This is a genomic window from Nocardia sp. NPDC056952, from assembly GCF_042674185.1.
Classification (GTDB): domain Bacteria; phylum Actinomycetota; class Actinomycetes; order Mycobacteriales; family Mycobacteriaceae; genus Nocardia.
The window spans coordinates 710660-729580 of the sequence record NZ_JBHURA010000003.1; the positions used below are offsets into that span (position 1 = coordinate 710660).

The 18921-nt window shown below is 68.1% G+C and carries 19 protein-coding genes and 1 pseudogene; 17 read left to right on the plus strand and 3 right to left on the minus strand.

The features are described from left to right. Nucleotides 1-1155, minus strand: coding sequence for a glycosyltransferase (locus tag ACFTS5_RS15065; protein WP_378631135.1), 1155 nt, complete (start codon nucleotides 1153-1155; stop codon nucleotides 1-3). A 56-nt stretch (nucleotides 1156-1211) separates the two neighbouring features. Between ACFTS5_RS15065 and ACFTS5_RS15070 the strand changes: the two genes are divergently transcribed. The 11 genes and pseudogenes from ACFTS5_RS15070 to ACFTS5_RS15120 all read left to right on the plus strand — a co-directional run bounded on the left by ACFTS5_RS15070 (nucleotide 1212) and on the right by ACFTS5_RS15120 (nucleotide 12552). Beyond that, entirely contained in the window at nucleotides 1212-1805 is a 594-nt protein-coding gene (locus ACFTS5_RS15070) for a TetR/AcrR family transcriptional regulator (RefSeq protein ID WP_378631137.1), read from the plus strand. A 160-nt stretch (nucleotides 1806-1965) separates the two neighbouring features. Beyond that, nucleotides 1966-2775, plus strand: coding sequence for a GntR family transcriptional regulator (locus ACFTS5_RS15075; RefSeq protein WP_378631138.1), 810 nt, complete (start codon nucleotides 1966-1968; stop codon nucleotides 2773-2775). A gap of 5 nt (nucleotides 2776-2780) precedes the next feature. Next, nucleotides 2781-5505: pseudogene (locus tag ACFTS5_RS15080) on the plus strand (fumarate reductase/succinate dehydrogenase flavoprotein subunit). Next, the gene (locus ACFTS5_RS15085) at nucleotides 5505-5732 is read left to right on the plus strand and encodes a ferredoxin family protein (RefSeq protein WP_056816902.1); all 228 of its coding nucleotides are present in this window, start codon (nucleotides 5505-5507) and stop codon (nucleotides 5730-5732) included. The pseudogene ACFTS5_RS15080 and the gene ACFTS5_RS15085 overlap by 1 nt, the downstream one beginning before the upstream one ends. 11 nt (nucleotides 5733-5743) lie before the next feature. Further along, entirely contained in the window at nucleotides 5744-7156 is a 1413-nt protein-coding gene (locus tag ACFTS5_RS15090) for an ABC transporter substrate-binding protein (RefSeq protein WP_378631140.1), read from the plus strand. Nucleotides 7157-7185: 29 nt separating this feature from the next. After that, on the plus strand, nucleotides 7186-8049 hold the full coding sequence (locus tag ACFTS5_RS15095) for an ABC transporter permease (RefSeq protein WP_378631142.1): 864 nt from the start codon (nucleotides 7186-7188) through the stop codon (nucleotides 8047-8049). Further along, on the plus strand, nucleotides 8046-8801 hold the full coding sequence (locus ACFTS5_RS15100; protein WP_378631143.1) for an ABC transporter ATP-binding protein: 756 nt from the start codon (nucleotides 8046-8048) through the stop codon (nucleotides 8799-8801). Before ACFTS5_RS15095 ends, ACFTS5_RS15100 begins: the two co-directional genes overlap by 4 nt. Continuing rightward, nucleotides 8798-9133: a ferredoxin gene (gene fdxA / locus ACFTS5_RS15105; protein ID WP_378631145.1), complete on the plus strand. Its 336-nt coding sequence runs from the start codon at nucleotides 8798-8800 to the stop codon at nucleotides 9131-9133. Before ACFTS5_RS15100 ends, fdxA begins: the two co-directional genes overlap by 4 nt. Next, complete coding sequence (locus ACFTS5_RS15110; RefSeq protein ID WP_378631146.1) at nucleotides 9130-10506, plus strand: FAD-dependent oxidoreductase; 1377 nt, start codon at nucleotides 9130-9132, stop codon at nucleotides 10504-10506. The genes fdxA and ACFTS5_RS15110 overlap by 4 nt, the downstream gene beginning before the upstream one ends. Nucleotides 10507-10516: 10 nt before the next feature. Next, nucleotides 10517-11647, plus strand: a complete 1131-nt coding sequence (locus ACFTS5_RS15115) for an Mrp/NBP35 family ATP-binding protein (RefSeq protein WP_378631148.1) — start codon at nucleotides 10517-10519, stop codon at nucleotides 11645-11647. Nucleotides 11648-11724: 77 nt separating this feature from the next. Continuing rightward, a complete protein-coding gene (locus tag ACFTS5_RS15120) occupies nucleotides 11725-12552 on the plus strand; it encodes an IclR family transcriptional regulator (RefSeq protein ID WP_378631150.1) in 828 nt (275 codons plus the stop codon). Here the strand turns inward: ACFTS5_RS15120 and ACFTS5_RS15125 are convergent. Next, complete coding sequence (locus ACFTS5_RS15125) at nucleotides 12549-14237, minus strand: FAD-binding dehydrogenase (protein ID WP_378631152.1); 1689 nt, start codon at nucleotides 14235-14237, stop codon at nucleotides 12549-12551. The two genes, ACFTS5_RS15120 and ACFTS5_RS15125, sit on opposite strands and share 4 nt — an antisense overlap. A gap of 97 nt (nucleotides 14238-14334) precedes the next feature. Here ACFTS5_RS15125 and ACFTS5_RS15130 point away from each other — a divergent pair, with 97 nt between their 5' ends. Continuing rightward, a complete protein-coding gene (locus tag ACFTS5_RS15130; protein ID WP_067446366.1) occupies nucleotides 14335-14547 on the plus strand; it encodes a hypothetical protein in 213 nt (70 codons plus the stop codon). Nucleotides 14548-14731: 184 nt separating this feature from the next. Continuing rightward, on the plus strand, nucleotides 14732-15385 hold the full coding sequence (locus tag ACFTS5_RS15135; protein ID WP_378631154.1) for a cutinase family protein: 654 nt from the start codon (nucleotides 14732-14734) through the stop codon (nucleotides 15383-15385). 7 nt (nucleotides 15386-15392) lie between these two features. Here the strand turns inward: ACFTS5_RS15135 and ACFTS5_RS15140 are convergent, their stop codons facing one another. Beyond that, complete coding sequence (locus ACFTS5_RS15140; RefSeq protein WP_378631156.1) at nucleotides 15393-15995, minus strand: TetR family transcriptional regulator; 603 nt, start codon at nucleotides 15993-15995, stop codon at nucleotides 15393-15395. A 149-nt stretch (nucleotides 15996-16144) separates the two neighbouring features. Between ACFTS5_RS15140 and ACFTS5_RS15145 the strand changes: the two genes are divergently transcribed. From ACFTS5_RS15145 to ACFTS5_RS15160, 4 genes are read left to right on the plus strand one after another with little or no spacing between them, the layout of a single operon-like run. Beyond that, nucleotides 16145-17371, plus strand: coding sequence for an alkane 1-monooxygenase (locus ACFTS5_RS15145; protein WP_378631158.1), 1227 nt, complete (start codon nucleotides 16145-16147; stop codon nucleotides 17369-17371). Next, nucleotides 17371-17544 carry a rubredoxin gene (locus ACFTS5_RS15150; protein WP_378631160.1) on the plus strand — a complete coding sequence of 58 codons (174 nt, stop codon included), beginning with the start codon at nucleotides 17371-17373 and terminating at the stop codon, nucleotides 17542-17544. The genes ACFTS5_RS15145 and ACFTS5_RS15150 overlap by 1 nt, the downstream gene beginning before the upstream one ends. Continuing rightward, nucleotides 17541-17723, plus strand: coding sequence for a rubredoxin (locus ACFTS5_RS15155; RefSeq protein WP_266289085.1), 183 nt, complete (start codon nucleotides 17541-17543; stop codon nucleotides 17721-17723). Before ACFTS5_RS15150 ends, ACFTS5_RS15155 begins: the two co-directional genes overlap by 4 nt. After that, nucleotides 17720-18913 carry an NAD(P)/FAD-dependent oxidoreductase gene (locus ACFTS5_RS15160; RefSeq protein WP_378631162.1) on the plus strand — a complete coding sequence of 398 codons (1194 nt, stop codon included), beginning with the start codon at nucleotides 17720-17722 and terminating at the stop codon, nucleotides 18911-18913. The genes ACFTS5_RS15155 and ACFTS5_RS15160 overlap by 4 nt, the downstream gene beginning before the upstream one ends. Nucleotides 18914-18921 lie beyond the last annotated feature (8 nt).

The following is an 18921-nucleotide window of genomic DNA, read 5'->3' on the forward strand; positions in this document are numbered from 1 at the left end:
TCACCGGTCCTGTCCGAGCGCCTCGAGCACGGCAACGGCCTTCGCCGCGCCGCCGTATTCGCTGATGCTGACGGCCAACTGTTCGGCGGACGAGGCGAAGCTGCGCTCGCCGAGGATCTGTGCGGCGGTCTGTGCGATCACCTCGCTGCTCGCGTCGGGCATCAGCATCAGGCCCGCGCCGAGGGTTCGGACCTGCTCTGCGTTGAAGAACTGATCGCGGCCCATCGGGGTGCACAGCAGCGGCACGCCACGACCGAGCGCGGCCATCGTCGTTCCGAGCCCGGCGTGGGTGATCACCAGTGATGCCGAAGGGAGGATGTCGGCGTGCGGCGCGTACCGCACGACCTGGGTATCCACCCCCGCACGCACGGTCGCCGGGTCGATCGCCGCTCCGGTCGTGACAATGGCGCGCACCGGCATCCGCGCGACCGCATCGACACAGCGCTGCAACAGATCGGCCTGACCCTGCTCGCTCGTGCTCAGCGCCACCAGAACCAGTGGCTTCGCACCGTCACCTACGTCGACCTCGTCGATCTCGCGCGACAACGCGGGCGCATCGAGCACCGGTCCGACGCGGACCACGTTGGCTGCGTCCGCGACATCGGGCTCGAACTCCTCGGGCACCGCGACGAGCGCCCGCGCGCACGCGTCGTGGATCTCGGCGAGACTCTCGATCGCGGGCAGGCCCAGCTCCGCGCGTGCCGCGTTCGCGATCGCGATACCCGGCGTGAACATCTCGACCAGTGGTCCGCCCCGAAAGATGCTGTACGCCGTGTGGAACAGGGTCGCGGTCGGAGTGCCCGAGGCCAGCGCGACGTCGATAGCGGTGAAGAGCAGACAATCGACGATCACCACATCAGCGGGCTCGCGGTCCAGCTCCTGTGCGAGGTCCCGCGCGATCGCGGAACTGAAACACAGCTCCTCGATCATGAGCTTCACTTCGGCCTCGAAGTCGTCCGGGGTGTCCATCGCGTCCCAGCCCTCGCTCTGGGTCAAGGTGACGAAGCGGGCGCCGACATCGGCGCATCGTCGAGTGATCGTCTCGTGTCCGAGTATTCGGACGTCGTGGCCGCGATCGACCAGCGCGCGTGCGATGCCGAGCGTCGGGACGAGGTTTCCCGCACCGTCCCAGGTGGTGATCAGGTAGCGAGCCATGACGTTCCTCCTCGAGGATTACTTGACAGCTTGTAAAGTACGGTAAGGTTGACAGCGTGTCAAGTGGCGGACGGCCCCAAACCCGGACTCAGATCCTCGAGTCGGCGCGCGCGATGTTCGAGGAACACGGCTATCACGGCGCCGGCCTCGGAGCTGTCGCGAAAGAGGCCGGGGTCTCACGCCAGGCGATCTACCTGCATTTTCCGTCGAAGATCGAGCTGTTGACCGCCCTGCATCTGCACATCTACGCCACCGATGTCGTGCCGGTTCTCGAACGGCATCCGGTCACGGACACGATGACCGCGTGGGAGGCGCTCGACGCGACAATCGCCGCCGATGTCGAGGTCGCGTCCAGGGTGTGGCGGATTCACGAGGCGCTGGTGGTGGCTCGGCGCCAGCATCCCGAAGTCGAGGAGACATTGCGGGTACGCGAGGCGGATCGCTACGGCGAGCTGCTCGAACTCGGGCGGCGACTCGAGCGAGAGGGCGCACTGCCGCCGCGGATCGACGTCGATGCGGTGGCCGACATGCTGTGGGGCCTGGTCAACACCGGGACCTACGGCAATCTGGTCAACGAACGAGGTTGGTCGCTCGACCGGTACAGGTGCTGGGTACGCGACACGATCCACCTCCATCTCGGCGCGAAGTGATCGCGCAGGGGGCGTGCCGGCCACCGCGGTAGTGGTGGGATTCGTAGTGATGTCGGAATCGTCGCAGGTCACGGCCCTCGCCATCGGTCAGGAACTGGCGTAACCATCCGGTAATTGCCCGAAACGTCCGTCGTAACGCGGCGTTCGCAGCATTTGCCGCATGACAGCCACTCCAACCTCCTCGGCGAGGCCACGGCCTCCCGATCCGGGTTCGGGCAGACGCAGCGCACCGGCCCGGCGCATCCGCGACATCCTGCGCGCACGTATCCGCAGCGGCGTCTACGGCACCCGCGCACTGCCCGCCGAAGCCCAGCTCGCCGCCGACTTCGCCACCAGCCGCAATATCGTGCGTGACGCGCTCACCCTGCTCCGCGACGAAGGCCTGATCGACCGCGTTCCCGGTGCGGGCACCTTCGTCGTCGCCGACAAGGCGGTGCAGGGCCTCGACCGCCTGCGTGGCCTCGCCGAAACCTTCGAGACCACCAGCGACCGGGTGGTGAACCAGGTCCTGCTCGCCGAGGTCGTGCCCGCCACACCGTTGGTCGCCGAACGGCTCGAGCTCCAGCCCGGCGACCCGGTCGTCGCCCTGGAACGGGTGCGCTACCTCGACGGGGCACCGCTCTCGCTCGACGCCAGCTACCTCACCGCCGACGTCGGCATCCCGCTCCTGGACAAAGACCTCACCGGCTGCGATGTGTTCGGCCTGCTCGAAGCCGAACTCGGCCTGCCACTGGGCTCAGCGGCGGTCGCGATCGAGGCGGTCGCCGCCGATCCCACCGTCGCCGGACTGTTGCAGGTCCGTGCGGGATCTCCGCTGCTGTTCCTGGAACGGCTCACCTACACCGACTCCGGTCGACCCGTCGATCTCGAATACATCCGCTATCGCGGCGACCGGTTCTCCCTGTCCGGGCGGCTCGACCGCGTCCCGGTGACCCCGCGGCGCACCCGCGACAACCATGAAAGGGGTTGATCCCCATGCAGATTCCACCGCTGACCGATCGGCGAGAACTGGTCTGCGACGTCCTGATCGTCGGTGGCGGCACCGCGGGCACCATGGCCGCGCTCACCGCCGCCCGCCACGGCGCCCGCGTGCTGCTGCTCGAGAAAGCCCACGTCCGGCACTCCGGCGCACTCGCCATGGGCATGGATGGCGTCAACAACGCCGTGGTCCCGGGCAAGGCGAGCCCGGAGGACTACGTCGCCGACATCACCGTCGCCAACGACGGCATCGTCAACCAGCGCACCGTCTACGAAACCGCCACCCGCGGTTTCGAGATGGTCCAGCGCCTCGAGGGCTACGGCGTCAAATTCGAGAAGGACGAGCACGGCGAATACGCGGTCCGCAAGGTGCACCGCTCCGGCTCCTACGTCCTGCCGATGCCCGAGGGGCGCGACGTGAAGAAGGTGCTCTACCGCACCCTGCGCGCCCGCGACGTCCGATCCAAGGTGACCATCAGCAACCGGGTGATGCCGGTGCGGGTGCTCACCGTCGACGGTCGGGCGGTCGGCGCGGTCGGATTCGACACGCGCACCGGCGAATTCGTCACCATCTCGGCAGGCGCGGTGATCCTGGCAGCGGGAGCGTGTGGCCGGCTCGGTCTGCCCGCGTCGGGCTACCTCTACGGCACCTACGAGAACCCCACCAACGCCGGTGACGGCTACGCCATGGCCTATCACGCCGGCGCGGAGCTCTCGGGTATCGAGTGTTTCCAGATCAACCCGCTGATCAAGGACTACAACGGTCCTGCTTGCGCGTACGTGGCGAATCCGTTCGGCGGCTATCAGGTCAACTCCGAAGGCAATCGCTTCGTCGACTGCGACTACTGGTCCGGTCAGATGATGGCCGAGGTCAAACGCGAACTCGACAGCGCCCGCGGCCCGATCTACCTGAAACTGAGCCACCTGCCCGATGCCGCGATCCGCGAGATCGAAGGCATCCTGCACACCACCGAACGCCCCACCCGCGGCACCTTCCACGAAGGCCGCGGCACCGACTACCGCACCAGCGATATCGAGATGCACATCTCCGAGATCGGTTTGTGCAGTGGGCATTCCGCGTCGGGAGTCTGGGTCGACGAACACGCCGCCACCACCGTGCCCGGCCTCTACGCCGCGGGCGATATGGCGCTGGTGCCGCACAACTACATGATCGGCGCCTTCGTCTACGGCGACATCGCCGGTGAGCACGCGAGCCAATTCGCCCGTGGCGCGGCACATCCAGCGCTGCCCACCGATCAGATCGAGGCCGCTCACGAGCTCATCTACCGCCCGCTGCGCAACCCGGACGGCCCACCCCAAACCCAGGTCGAGTACAAACTGCGTCGCTTCGTCAACGACTACCTCCAGCCGCCCAAGGCACAGTCGTATCTGACGCTGGGCGTCGAGGCGTTCGAACGGATGAACACCGACATCGCCGCGATGGGCGGCCAGACGCCGCACGAACTGATGCGCTGCGCCGAGGTGACCTTCATTCGCGACTGCGCCGAGATGGCGGCCCGGGCCTCGCTGCGACGCACCGAAAGCCGTTGGGGGCTCTACCATCAGCGTGCCGACTGGCCCGGACGCAACGATGCCGAATGGTTCTGTCATTTGAACCTGTATCGCGGCGCCACCGGGGCGATGGAGTTCCGCACCAGGCCGGTCGCCCCCTACATCGTGCCGGTGCCGGGCTTCGTCCGTCCCGACGGCGTCGCCGATGTCTCCGCGCCCGAACTCGTCGGCGCTTGGGGTGCGCGATGAGCACACCGGTGCCGGGCCCGCGCAATGTCGGCGACTTCGACGTGCGGGGCGTCCGATGAGCGCCCGCCTGCTGGCCCTGCTCGAACTGGCCGACGAGTGCCCCGAGCTCGACGAACTCACCCCGTTCATCACCGACCCCGACCCGGAGGTGCGCCGTACGGCACTGTCGGTGCTCAGCGAGACCACCGACGCCTGGGCCGAGGCCGCTCCGATCTTCGCCACCGCACTGGCCGATGTCGATGTCGACGTGCGGCACGCCGCCATCGGCTTGCTCACCGAACTCCTCGAGGTCATCGTGCCCGGTCCGGAATTCGATGCGGCGCTGCGCCATTGCGTCACCGCAGCGGAGCCTGCGGTGCGCTCGGCCGCGATCGAGGCGCTGTGGCGGCACCGCAGGACCGAAGCGGCGGAGCTGGCGCGGTGGCTCGCCGATCCGAACGCGGCGGTTCGTCGCACCGTCGTGGGCGGGCTCACCTCTGTCGACGCTCTCGACGAACTGAGCCTCGGCGCCGCTGACGAAGACGAGGACGTGCGCATCGCAGTGGCGAAAGGGGTTGCGGCGATCGGTGATCCACGCGGCGCGGTGACCCTGCTCGTCCTCGCCGCCGACCCCCGGCCGCTTGTCCGCGCCGCCGCGCTGTCGAGTCTGGCCGGGACCGGCTGCGACGAACACGCTGCCGCGGCGGCCGCCGCATCGATGACCGACCCGGCCTGGCAGGTCCGGCAGGCGGCGGCCATCGCCCTGGCCGCCGCCGACCCCGAACTCGCCGCGGCACCGCTGCTGTCGGCGGTCTCCGATCCCAACCTCGACGTCCGCAAGGCGGCGGTGCGCGCACTGGCCGAGCGGATCGCCGAACGACGCGACATCACCACGGCGCTGCAGGCCGCGCTCGACGACCCGGACGCCGATGTCCGCGCCTTCGCCCGCATCGGCATCGCCAACTCTGGAAAGGAACTCTGATGGCCCAGGTCAATGCCCGTCTCGACGTCCCCGTCTCGGTCGACGAAGCGAAATGTATCGACGGCTGCACCCTCTGCGTGGACATGTGCCCACTCGATTCCCTTGCCATCCACCCAGATTCGGGCAAGGCCTACATGCACGTCGACGAATGCTGGTACTGCGGGCCGTGTGCCGCGCGGTGCCCGGTCGGCGCCGTCACCGTGAACATCCCGTTCCTGTTGCGTTGAGAGAGCCGACCATGAGCACCCGAATCCCCGCGCTGCTGCTCGGCGTCGCCGCGGTGGCCGCACTGGCCACCGGCTGCGGGAGCGCCGACGACGCCAAGACCGTCACCGTGAACATCGGTTACCAGTCCAAGACGATCAACACCGTCACCGCGGGCACACTGCTGCGTGATCGCGGCACTTTCGAGGCCGAACTCGCCGAACTCGGCAAGACGAAAGGGCTCACCTACAAGGTGGAGTGGAAGGACTTCGCCGCGGGCCCACCGCTGACCGCGCAGATGTTGGCGGGCCAGGTCGACATCGGGTCGATGGGAGACGCGCCGATCCTGGTCAACGGCTCCAAGACTCGCGACCACGCCGACGTGAAGTCCGAACTGATCGCCGTCACCGGCTACAACCTGCGCGGTTCGCTGAATCAAATTGTGGTGCCGACGGATTCGAAGGCGGCCACGATCACCGACCTGCGTGGGGAGATCGTCTCGACCAGCGTGGGGTCGGCCGCGCACGGCATGCTCGCCGCCGGGCTCTCGGCCGCCGGGATGACTCTCGACGATGTGAAGCTGCTCGGTCAGGATCCGGCCGTCGGCGCCTCGGCGCTGCAAGGGGATCAGGTGGCCGCGCTGGCCCAATTCGTGCCGTGGCCACAGAAACTCGTCTACGACGGTAAAGCCAAGCTGCTCTATGACGGTGGCAGCGCCGGCATTCCGACCTTCCACGCCGTGGTCGCGAGCGAGCGCTTCGGTACCGGCAACCCCGATATCGTCACCGCGTTCCTCACCGCGGTGCGCAAGACCACCGACTACCTCAACCAGAACCCCTTGGCGGCCGCGCAGCGCGTCGCCGAGATCACCGGGCTGCCCGCCGAGGTCGTGTACCTCTACAACGGCCCGAACGGCCTGGTGAGCTTCGATCCGACCATCAAACCCCAACAGGTGGACGCGCTGGGCACACTGTTGCCGTTCCTGAAAAGCCTCGGTGCGCTGTCGGATCTGAATCTCGGCGAATTCGTCGACGACCGCTACCTGCGCACCGTCTACGGGCCCGACTACGACACCGCCCGCGCGTCGGTGGCGGCTCCCGCGCCACTGACCGGCACCGATGCCGCGTGTGGGGGAGCGGTGGACGGCCTTCCCACCGCCTCGGAGGTGTGGTTCGCCGACGCCACGGCCACCACCGTCGCCAAGACCCCGACCTGTCTGCTGCGACAGATCGCGGCCACCGGCAGCACCGTCCGCGCCGCCTACGTCCCCGACCACAGCACCGGCACCCGGCTCTTCGCCGCGACCGCGACCTGGGTCAGCGACCCTGCCGCGGGGCCGGACGATCGGCTGCTGCCCTTCGCGACCGGTGCCGCCGCACAGCAGTACGCCGCCGCCCACCCGGGCGTCACGGTGATCGACTACCAGGCAGCACTGAAGGCCCGCTAGATCCGTCACGTGAGACCAGGAGGCTCACCATGACCGTTTCCGCCGAACCCCGCACCGCGCCCGTCGCGAAGCCCGACATCGCCACCGCACCACCGAGTGCACCCACCCGATTCGTCGTTCCCCGCAAAGCACGCAAGGCCGTACTGACCGCCGTGCCACTGGCCGCGTTGCTCGTGGCCTGGTACCTGCTCACCACCAATCAGGTGGTGTTCTGGCTACGTTTCGACAAGATCCCCACGCCCGCACAAGTATTCGACTCCTTCCGTACGCAGCTCGGTGCGGCCACCTACTACCGCGACATCTTCTCCAGCACCCGCCGCATCCTGATCGGCTTCGGCCTCGCCACGGTGTCGGGCGTGCTGATCGGTATGGCGGTCGGTCGCTCGGCCGTGGTCAGCGCACTCGTGCGGCCGGTACTCGAGGTGTTCCGGCCGATCCCCGCGATCGCGCTGGTGCCCCTGGCCATCCTGCTGTTCCCGACCGGCGAACAGGGCATCGTGTTCATCACCTTCTTCGCCGCGTTCTTCCCGGTCGCGGTGAGCACCATCCACGCCATGCACGCGCTGCCGAAAGTCTGGGAGGAAGCGGCGCACACCCTGGGCGCGCGTCGACGCGACATCCTGTTCCAGATCGCCCTGCCCGGTGCGCTACCCGGCATCTTCTCGGGCCTGTCGGTGGCGATGGGCGTGGCCTGGATCTGTGTGATCAGCGCGGAGATGATCTCGGGTCAGTTCGGCATCGGGTACTTCACCTGGCAGTCCTATGGGCTCCTGGACTATCCGGGGGTGATCGTCGGGATGCTCACCATCGGGCTGCTCGGCTGGTTCACCGCCTGGCTGGTCGAACTGGCGGGGCGCCGGGTGAACCGGTGGCTGCCCAGGGCACAGCGATGAGCGCCGGCGCCGCGGTGCGGCTGCACGGACTGCGCATCGCCTACGGTGAAAGTCTCGCCGCCGAAGTAGATCTCGACGTCGACGCCGGCCAGATCGTGGTCCTGCTCGGGCCGTCGGGCTGCGGCAAATCCACGGTGCTGCGGGCGATGGCCGGATTGCTGCCGCCGATCGGCGGCACGGTCACCGTCGACGGTGGGCCCAGCGCCCAGCACTGTTCGATGGTGTTCCAGGAGGATGCGCTGCTGCCGTGGCGCACGGCCCGGCGCAATGTCGAATTCGCGCTGAAACTGCGTGGAGTGTCACGGCGCAACCGGCGCGTCGAAGCCCAGGAACTGCTGAACCTGGTGGGGCTCACCGACTTCGGTGACCATCTGCCCGGTGCGCTGTCGGGCGGTATGCGTCAGCGGGTGCAGCTGGCGCGGACATTGGCCGCGCAGCCACGCGTGCTGCTGATGGACGAACCGTTCGGCGCTCTCGACGCCCAGACCCGCGCCGATATGCAGCGCCTGCTCATCTCGGTGTGGCAACAGCGCCGGACCACGGTGCTGTTCGTGACCCACGACGTCGACGAGGCGCTGTTGCTGGCCGATCGGATCGTGCTGCTCACCCCGCGCCCCGCCCGCATCCAGCGCGTCATCGAGATCGCCGCACCTCGCGCACCCGGCGCGCGTTTCGAACCTGAATTCGCGCGGCTGCGTTACGAAATCCTCGCCGCCCTCGGCGAGCCCAGCGAAAAGGAACTACAGCCATGACCTTCGTCATCGGAGCCGCCTGCGTGGACGTCATGGATCGCGCCTGCGTGGAGGAATGCCCCGTCGACTGCATCTACACCGGCGACCGGATGGCCTACATCCATCCGGCCGAGTGCGTGGATTGCGGTGCGTGCGAACCGGTCTGCCCCGTCGAGGCGATCTACCTCGACGATGACATTCCAGTCGGCCAGCAAGACTTCGTCGCCACGAACGCGGCCTTCTTCGACACGGCGCTGCCCGGCCGCGACACCGCGCTCGGCTCGCCGGGCGGCGCTGGCGCGGTGGGTGAGCTCGGCGTGGACACGCCGTTCGTCGCGGGCTACGAGAAATGAGAACTCCACTGCGGGTGGCGATCATCGGCGCCGGGCCTGCCGGTATCTACGCCGCCGACGCGTTGATGAAGTCCGATGCCTGCGCACACCGGGGAGTGAGCATCGACCTCTACGAGCGCATGCCCGCGCCCTTCGGCCTCATCCGCTACGGCGTCGCCCCCGACCACCCCCGTATCAAGGGCATCATCACCGCCCTGCACAAGGTCCTCGACAAAGACCAGGTCCGCCTACTCGGCAACATCGACTACGGCACCGACATCACCCTCGACGACCTGCGCCAGTTCTACGACGCGGTCATCTTCTCCACCGGCGCCAACGCCGACCGCGCCCTGGCCATCCCCGGCATCGACCTCGACGGCTCCTACGGCGCCGCCGACTTCGTGTCCTGGTACGACGGCCACCCCGACGTCCCCCGCTCCTGGCCCCTCGAGGCCGAGAAGGTCGCCGTCCTCGGCGTCGGCAACGTCGCCCTCGACGTCGCGCGCGTGCTGGCCAAGACCGGTGACGAACTGCTGCCGACCGAGATCCCGCCGAACGTCTACGAAGGACTCAAGGCCAACAAGGCCCTCGAGGTCCACGTGTTCGGTCGTCGTGGCCCCGCGCAGGCCAAGTTCACGCCCCTCGAGCTGCGCGAACTGGATCACTCGCCGACGATCGAGGTCATCGTCAACCCCGAGGACATCGACTACGACGAAGGCTCCGAAGCCGCACGCCGTAACTCCAAGCAGGTCGACATGGTCGCCAACACCTTGGAGCAGTGGGCCATCCGCGACCACGGCGACCGCCCGCACAAGCTGTTCCTGCACTTCTTCGAATCGCCCTCGGAGATCCTCGGCGCCGACGGCAAGGTCGTCGGCCTGAAGACCGAACGCACTCAGCTCGACGGCACCGGCAACGTCAAGGGCACCGGCGAATTTCGGGTGTGGGAGGTGCAGGCGGTCTATCGGGCGGTCGGCTATCGCTCCGAAGATGTCGCCGACATCCCGTTCGACGACCGCACCGGCACCATCCCCAACGAAGCGGGACGCGTGCTGATCGACCCGAACGCGCGCGAGGGGGCGCGATACCTCGACGGGGTGTATGTCACCGGCTGGATCAAACGCGGCCCCGTCGGCCTGATCGGCCACACCAAAGGCGACGCCGCCGAAACCGTTGCCTGCCTGCTGGCCGATCAGGCCCGGCTGACGCCGGCGCCGCGACCACACCCCGATGCGGTGACCGAACATCTCACCGCCGCGGGCATTGCCTTCACCACCTGGGAAGGCTGGTACCGACTGGACGCCCACGAACGCGCGCTGGGCGAAGCCGAAGGACGCGAGCGGATCAAGGTCGTCGAACGCGCGGACATGCTGCATGCCGGCCTGGCCCAGTGAGGAGGAGCCCATGACATCACCGACCGAACCCCAGATCAGGACCGCGCTCGCCGGCGTCGACGACCCCGAGATCGGCCGTCCCATCACCGAATTGAACATGGTCGAGACCATCGACATCGACGGAGAAGGTCGTGTCGCGGTAGCCATCCTGCTCACCGTCGCAGGATGCCCCCTTCGGGCGAAGATCAGTGACGACATCCGCGCCGCCGTCACCGCGGTGCCCGGCGTCGCCGGTGTCGAGATCGACTTCGGGGTGATGAGCGAGGAGCAGCGCCGTAGCCTGAGAATCCAGCTCCGGGGACCCGCATCCGAGAATGTCTCCGCTCTCGTACAACCGGATTCACCCACCCGCGTGTACTGCGTGGTCTCGGGCAAAGGCGGCGTCGGGAAGTCGAGTGTGACCGTCAATCTGGCGGTCGCGCTGGCTCGACGCGGACTACGCGTCGGTCTCATGGACGCCGATGTCCACGGTCACTCGGTACCCGCGATGCTCGGCATCACCACCGCGCCCACCCTGGTCGAATCAATGATCATGCCGCCCAACGCATTCGGCGTACGGGTCGTGTCGATCGGGATGTTCGTCGACGACAACGCCCCCGTCGTCTGGCGCGGGCCGATGCTGCACCGCGCGTTGCAGCAGTTCGTCAACGACGTGTACTGGGGCGAGCTGGATATTCTGCTGATCGACATGCCACCGGGCACCGGCGACGTGGCCATCTCCCTGGCCCAGTTGCTGCCCACCGCGCAGCTGCTGGTCGTCACCACGCCGCAACGCACCGCGGCTCGCATCGCCGAACGCGCGGGCGCCGTGGCCGCGCAGACCGGTCAGCGGGTGGCGGGCATCATCGAGAACATGTCCTGGTACGACAGTCCCGACGGCACCCGGCAGACCCTGTTCGGCGCGGGCGGCGCCACCGCGGTGAGCCGCGCGCTGAGCGGCCTGCTCGGCACCTATTGCCCGGTCATCGGCCGGATCCCGTTCGATCCGGTGGTCTGCGCGGCCGGCGATCAGGGCGCTCCGTTCGTCGACACCGATCCCCACTGCGCACCCGCCCTGGCGATCGGCGAGATCGCGGCGACCATCGCGCCGATCGTGCGCCGCCCGCTGTCTGTGACCCCGGTCAGCCCGGTGCCTGCCTGAGATCGAGGCGAAATAGTGCGTAAGCGGAGCTGACGGCTCTAGTCTGTTAGCGCTACGCACTGTGGAGGTTGGATCACATGACGGTCGAGATCGTGACCGAACCGGCGCCCGAGAACCTGTGGACCGGATCGGGCCGGGCGACCGGGACACCGCCGACGTCGATGATCGAGCGGATGACGCTCATCCTGGACGCGTTCGACGCCGCCACACCCACGCTGACGCTGCTCGGGCTCGCCGAACGCACCGGGCTGCCGCGCTCGACCGTGCATCGCATCCTCGACCAGATGATCCGGCTGCGCTGGCTCGCGCACACTCCGGGCGGCTACCGGCTGGGGTTGCGGGTGCTCGAACTCGGCGGGCTCGCGGCCGAGCAGAACGAACTGCGCGAGGTGGTGGGGCCATTGCTCTACGAACTCAGTCAGCGCACGGGGCTGGTGGGACACCTCGCGGTGCTGGACGGGCGTGAGGTGTTGTTCCTGGATCGTTCGGGGGGCCGCGGACGGGTGGTCATCCCGACCCGTGTCGGCGGCAGGCTGCCCGCGCACTCCACGGCGGTGGGCAAGGCGCTACTGGCCACGCTGGAGCCCGGCATCGCCGAGGCCGCGCTGCGGGGCAATGCCGTGGCACGGACCGCGCGCACGATCGTCGACCGGGCCGAACTGCACCGCGAACTCGCCCGCATCCGCAACCGTCAGGGCGTGGCCGTGGACACCGAGGAGTCGCTGCCGGGCGTCGGTTGCGTGGCGGTGCCGATCCGCGGCCGCGGTGTCGCGGTGGCCGCGATCTCGTTGTCGGGCACGGTCAATGGTGAGCGCACCGCGCTCGACACCGCGCGGCTGGCTCGGGCGCTGGCCGAGGTGGCCAAGGAAGCGTCACGCACCCTGGCCCCCCGGCACCCGCACTAGGCTGTGCGTCGCGCGATCGCTCGCCCGGCCGCCCGACCGGAGAAGATGCACCCGCCCAGGAACGTGCCCTCCAGCGCGTTGTAACCGTGCACGCCGCCACCGCCGAACCCGGCGACCTCACCGGCCGCGTACAAGCCGGGGAACACCGAGTTGTCCGGGCGCAGCACCTGCGAATCGAGGTCGGTCTGCAGCCCGCCGAGGGTCTTGCGGGTCAGCACATTGAGGCGCACCGCGATGAGCGGGCCGTGGGCAGGGTCGAGGATGCGGTGCGGCTTGGCGACGCGGAGCTTGTCGCCGAGGAACTTGCGGGCGCTGTTGGTCGCGGTCACCTGCGCGTCCTTGGAGAAGGAGTTGGCGACCTCGCGATCGCGGCCCACGATCTGGTGCTCGAGGGCGGCCACGTCCAACTTCGGGCCGCGGGAGATGTCGTTCATGCCGTCGACGAGTTCGGCCAGGGACTCGGCGACCACGAAGTCCACGCCATGCTGCTTGAACGCCTCCACCGGGCCCGGCGCGCCCTTGGCGAGCCTGCTGCGCACGGTGAACTTCAAATCCTTGCCGGTGATGTCGGGGTTCTGTTCCGAACCCGACAGCGCGAACTCCTTCTCGATGATCGACTGGTTCAGGACGAACCACGAGTAGTCGTAGCCCGTCGACAGGATCTGGCGCATGGTCTCGTTGGTGTCGAAACCGGGGAAACACGGTGCGGGCATGCGGTTTCCGTTCGCGTCGAACCACAGCGACGACGGGCCGGGGATGATGCGGATGGCGTGATCGGGCCAGATCGGATCCCAGTTGTGGATGCCCTCGGTGTAGTGCCACATCCGATCGCGGTTGACCAGCGCCGCCCCGGCCTCCTCGGAGATCCCGAGCATCCGGCCGTCGACATAGGCGGGCACACCGGAGATCATGTGCTCCGGGCACGGGCCGAGCCGTTCGGTGGGCCAGTTGCGGCGGATGAGGTCGTGGGCGTGCCCGATGCCACCCGAACTCACGAGAACCGCGGGGGCTCGGAAGGTGAACTCGCCCACCACTTCCCGGTTCGAGGCCTGACCGCGGTCGGTGTCGGAGGGGGCGAGAACGCTGCCGCGCACGCCGGTCACGGCGCCCTCCTCGACGATCAGCTCGTCGACGCGGTGCCGGAAGGCGAAGCGGACCAACCCTTTCGCCTCACCGGCCAGCACCGGCTCGCGGAACACCCGCAGTACCTCGGGCCCGGTGCCCCAGGTGAGGTGGAACCGCGGCACCGAGTTGCCGTGCCCGCCCGCCAGGCCACCGCCCCGCTCGGCCCAGCCGACCAGCGGGGTGAAACGCAGACCCAGGGCGTGCAGGTAGTCCCGCTTCTCGTCGGTGGCGAACCGCACGTAGGCCTTCGCCCACTCGCGGCCCATCCGGTCCTCGTCGTCGCGGTCGAAACCGGCCGATCCCAGCCAATCCTGCAGTGCCAGTTCGTAGGAGTCCTTGATGCCCATCCTGCGCTGCTCCGGGCTGTCGACGACGAACAGCCCACCCAGCGACCAGAACGCCTGCCCGCCGAGGTTGGCGCGATTCTCCTGATCGAGCACCAAGACCTTGCGTCCGGCGAGCACCAGCTCGTGCGCGGCCACCAGGCCCGCCAGTCCGGCGCCGACGACAATCGCGTCGGGGGTGAAATCTTCGGTGGGCTCAGGCGCTGTGCTCGACATGTCTGGAACGTAGCATTGGTTCGTCGGCAGGCGGGGGCAAGTCCTGGAAAACACCCTGACCTGCGACATTTCATTCTATGAAAGGCTCGACACGCTCATGAACGTCCGAACCCGTACCGGCGCCGCCGTCCTCACACTCGCCGTCGTGGCCGGCCTCGGCGCCACCTCGTGCTCGAAGTCGCGCTGGTGTGAACGCGATCAGGGCGACGTTCTCGTCGCGGACTCCTACTGCGAGCGTGGTGTCGCGGGCTACGAGTGGGAGCCCGATCACGACAAGCCCAAGTACAAGAAGAAGCCCAAGAAGCACTGACGTAGCGCCAGCGGCGTTGTGCCGCAGGCGATCCGAGATGTAACCGTGGCGCAGCCGATGCCGAGTCAGCGCCATGTCTTTGCAGGTCAGCGGGTATTCCACCACTGAGCACACCGAATGCTGTTGGGCAGGAGGTGAATCGCTCTTTCTCTATTTCTCACAACGGCGTGAGTGGGTGGGCACGATGACCTATCGGAAGGCAATTCGTATCGTCGCAAGGCAAACAGCGCGAGCGCTGTCGGTGTTGCTACTGGCCGCGGGAATCGGGACAGCGATGTCCCCGGGACTGACAGCGTGGGCGCAGAATTGCGCCACCCTCGACGTCGTGATCGCCCGCGGCACAGTAGAACCCGGCTATCTGGGAGCCGCGATCGGCGACCCGCTCTACGCGGTACTGAGCGCGCAACTACCGGTGGACACCACCGCCCATCGCGTGGACTACCCAGCCGATCTGCTGGTGCCGACCTCGATGCCCGACGGTACCCGGGCCATGACCGGCCACCTGATCGACCAGGCCGCCGCCTGCCCGGACCAGCGTTTCGTTCTCGTCGGCTACTCCCAGGGCGCGGTGGTCACCCACGGTGTCCTCGGATCCGCCCCGCTGCCCGGCGCGTGGGTATTGCCCCCTGAGCTGTCTTCGCGCGTCGTCGCGGTGCTGCTGTTCGGTGACCCGCTGCGATTGATCGGCGGCACGGTGCCGCCGATGTATGCCGATCGCACCGCGAACTATTGCGCCGCAGGCGATCCGGTGTGCGCGGGCGGGGTGTTCCCGGCCGCGCACGGCAGCTACGGATGGGCGTTCGCGGCCGCGGCCGGACAGGTGAGCGCCCGGTTGTGACCCCCGCTCAGAGAGCGGGCATCACCCCCGACAGGACAGCGCCGACCTGCGCCACCGCGCGGTCGATGCTGCCTGTCGGCTGGAACAGATGACTCAGCGTCAGCCGGACCATGATCTCGACGACCGAGGTCAGCTCGTCATCGGTGAGGGACGCGAATTCGTACTGCTCGCGGACGGTGTCGCTGAGGGCGGCCACGGCCCGCCCGAGCACCGGCTCCGGGTCACTCACCAGGGCCGGCAGCAAGGCGGTATCGCCGTCCTGGCGAGCTGAGAGCACCGCCTTGATCAGGGTGTTGTCGCCCGCGGCGCGCAATGTGTACTCGGCGGCGGCGGTCATGCCGGCGAGCGGGTCGGCCGGATGCCGGGCCAATGTCTCGGCGATGCCGGTCAGGTAGATGCCGGTCTCACGCTCGATCAGGGCATCCGCGAGCGCCTGCTTGGTGCCGATCTCCTTGTAGAGGACCGGCCTGCTGATACCGACCTCCTTGGCCACCCGCGACATGTTGACCGCGCCCCAGCCCTCGCTCACGACCATCGTGCGCGCGGCGTCGATCATCCGGTCGCGCAGCAGTTGGCGCATTTCTGCCTGAAAGTTCGGTGGTTCGGCCACGTGATCATCCTACATGTGCCCATCGATGTGCTCGTTCATTGACAATATGTGTGATTGTGTATCCAATCGGAACAACGCACGCTAATGTGTAAACGAAGGCGACTTCGAGCGAGAAGGTGTCCGAAGTCTCGGTGATGAGGAGAATGGCAATGACGACATCTCGAATCGGTGACCACGCAGGATCGGCGGCCCCGCCGCGGTGGCGAGATCCCAAGCGATACCTGTGGCTGTTCGGCCTCGTCGCCCCCAGCGCGACGCTGCTGGCGAGCGGGTTCGTGTGGGCCTTCAACCAGTTCGGCTGGCAGGCTGTCGCGCCCGTGTGGTGGTGGCTCGGGCCGATCCTGCTGTACGTGCTGCTGCCGACCCTCGACCGATTCTTCGGGCCCGACGGCAAGAACCCGCCCGACGAGGTGATGGAGCAGCTGGAGAACGACAAGTACTACCGCTACTGCACCTACGCCTACATTCCGTTGCAGCTGGTCAGCCTGGTGTTCGCCTGCTACCTGTGGACCGCGGACAACCTGGCCTGGCTCGGCATCGACGGTGGTCTCGGCCTGATCTCCAAGATCGGTCTGGCCTTCACGATCGGCGCGATGGGCGGCGTCGGCATCAACACCGCGCACGAACTCGGCCACAAGAAGGACGAACTCGAACGCTGGCTGTCGAAGATCACGCTGGCCCAGACCTTCTACGGCCACTTCTACATCGAGCACAACCGTGGCCACCACGTGCGCGTCGCGACGCCGGAGGACCCGGCCAGCGCGCGGTTCGCCGAATCGTTCTGGAGCTTCCTGCCGCGCAGCGTGTGGGGCAGCTTGACCTCGGCGTGGGAGCTGGAGCGCACCCGCATGCAGCGGCTGGGCAAGAGCACGTTCTCGCTGCAGAACGACGTGGTGAACGCCTGGCTCATGTCGGTCGTGCTGTGGGTGGGGCTGGTCGCGGTGTTCGGTCCGTCGATTCTGCCGTTCCTGGTGATCCAGGCGATCTACGGTTTCTCGCTGCTGGAAACGGTGAACTACCTCGAGCACTACGGTCTGCTCCGGCAGAAGACCGCCTCGGGCCGCTACGAGCGCTGCACCCCCGAGCACAGCTGGAACTCCGACCACATCGTCACCAACATCTTCCTCTACCACCTGCAACGGCACAGCGACCATCACGCCAACCCCACCCGCCGCTACCAGATCCTGCGCCACATGGACGGCGCGCCCGAGCTGCCCAGCGGCTACGCGAGCCTGATCGGCCTGGCCTACCTGACGCCGCTGTGGCGCAGGGTGATGGACCATCGCGTGCTCGCCCACTACAACGGCGACATCACCCGCGTGAACATCCAGCCCAGCAAGCGGGCGCGGGTCCTGGCGAAGTACGGAGTGAACTGATGGCGTATCTCTGCCCGATCTGCGACTACGTCTACGACGAGCGATTCGGTGCTCCCCGTGAGGGTTTCGCGCCCGGCACGGCCTGGGCACAGATCCCCGACGACTGGTGCTGCCCCGACTGCGGTGTGCGCGAGAAGGTCGACTTCGAACCGAGGGAAGGCGCGACCCGATGAGCGACTATCGATTGTTCCAGTGCGTCCAGTGCGGCTTCGAATACGACGAGGCTCTCGGCTGGCCCGAGGACGGTATCGAACCCGGCACCCGCTGGGACGACATTCCCGACGACTGGTCCTGCCCCGACTGTGGTGCCGCCAAGGCCGATTTCGATATGCGGGAGGTGAGCCGCGGATGAGTGGACGGATCGTCATCGTCGGCACCGGCGTCGCCGGTGCCACCGCCGCCCAGACCCTGCGACGCGAGGGCTACGCCGGTGAGATCGTGCTCGTCGGGGCCGAACCCGATCTGCCGTATCGCCGACCGGCGGTCTCCAAGGAGCTGCTCGCGGGTACTACGCCGTTCCAGCGCGTGGTGCTGAAGCCGGTGAAGTTCTGGGCCGACAACGCGATCGATCTGCGCCCGGCCACGCTGGTGCGCGCCATCGACACCGACAGCGCGACAGTGCGTTTGAGCACCGGCGAGGTGCTCGGCTACGACAGCCTGCTGCTCGCCACCGGAGCCGGCGCGCGCACGATCGACACCGCGTCCACCCGCGTGCACACCTTGCGGAGACAGGCCGACGTCGTCGCACTGCAAAACGCGATCGACATGGGCGGCTCGCTGCTCATCATCGGTGGCGGGCTCATCGGGTGCGAAGTCGCCGCCACCGCGCGCGGTCTCGGCGCCGAGGTGACGCTGGTGAACGCCGGGCCGGGGTTGCTCGATCGGGTAGTGCCGAACGCCGTGTCGAACCTGGTGCGCGACATCCACATCGCGCACGGCGTCGTCGTCGAGAACAGCGTCACCACCACGCAACTCGTCGACACCGCCACCGGCGTCGCCGCCACCACCACCGACGGCCGCACGTTCACCGCGGCCGCCGCCCTGGTCGCCATCGGCTCGATCCCCGACACCGCCCTGGCCGAATCCGCCGGCATCGCGGTGAACGACGGCATCGTCATCGACCAGCACTACCGCACCTCGGCCCCCGCCGTCTTCGCCGCGGGCGACGCCACCACCGCATTCAACCCCCGCCGTGGGGAATACGAACGCGGCCAACATTGGAACACGGCGATGTCGGACGGTGCCGCGGCCGCCAAAGCCATCCTCGGCCACCCTGCGGCCCCCGCCGACGTCCCCTGGGGCTGGACCGACCAACACGGCCTGTCGATGCACTTCACAGGCTGGCTGCACCCCCACGACGACCTGGTCATCGACGGCGACCTCGACTCCCGGGACTTCCTCGCGATCGCCCTCCACAACGGCCACCCCGTCGGCGCCGTAGCCATGGCAAGACCGAGAGAACTCCGAGCCACCCGCACCCTCATCGCCGCAGGGCAGCCGTGGTCACCGAACGCATCCCTCGACCTGGTCCGCGCACGCTGAACCGAGAG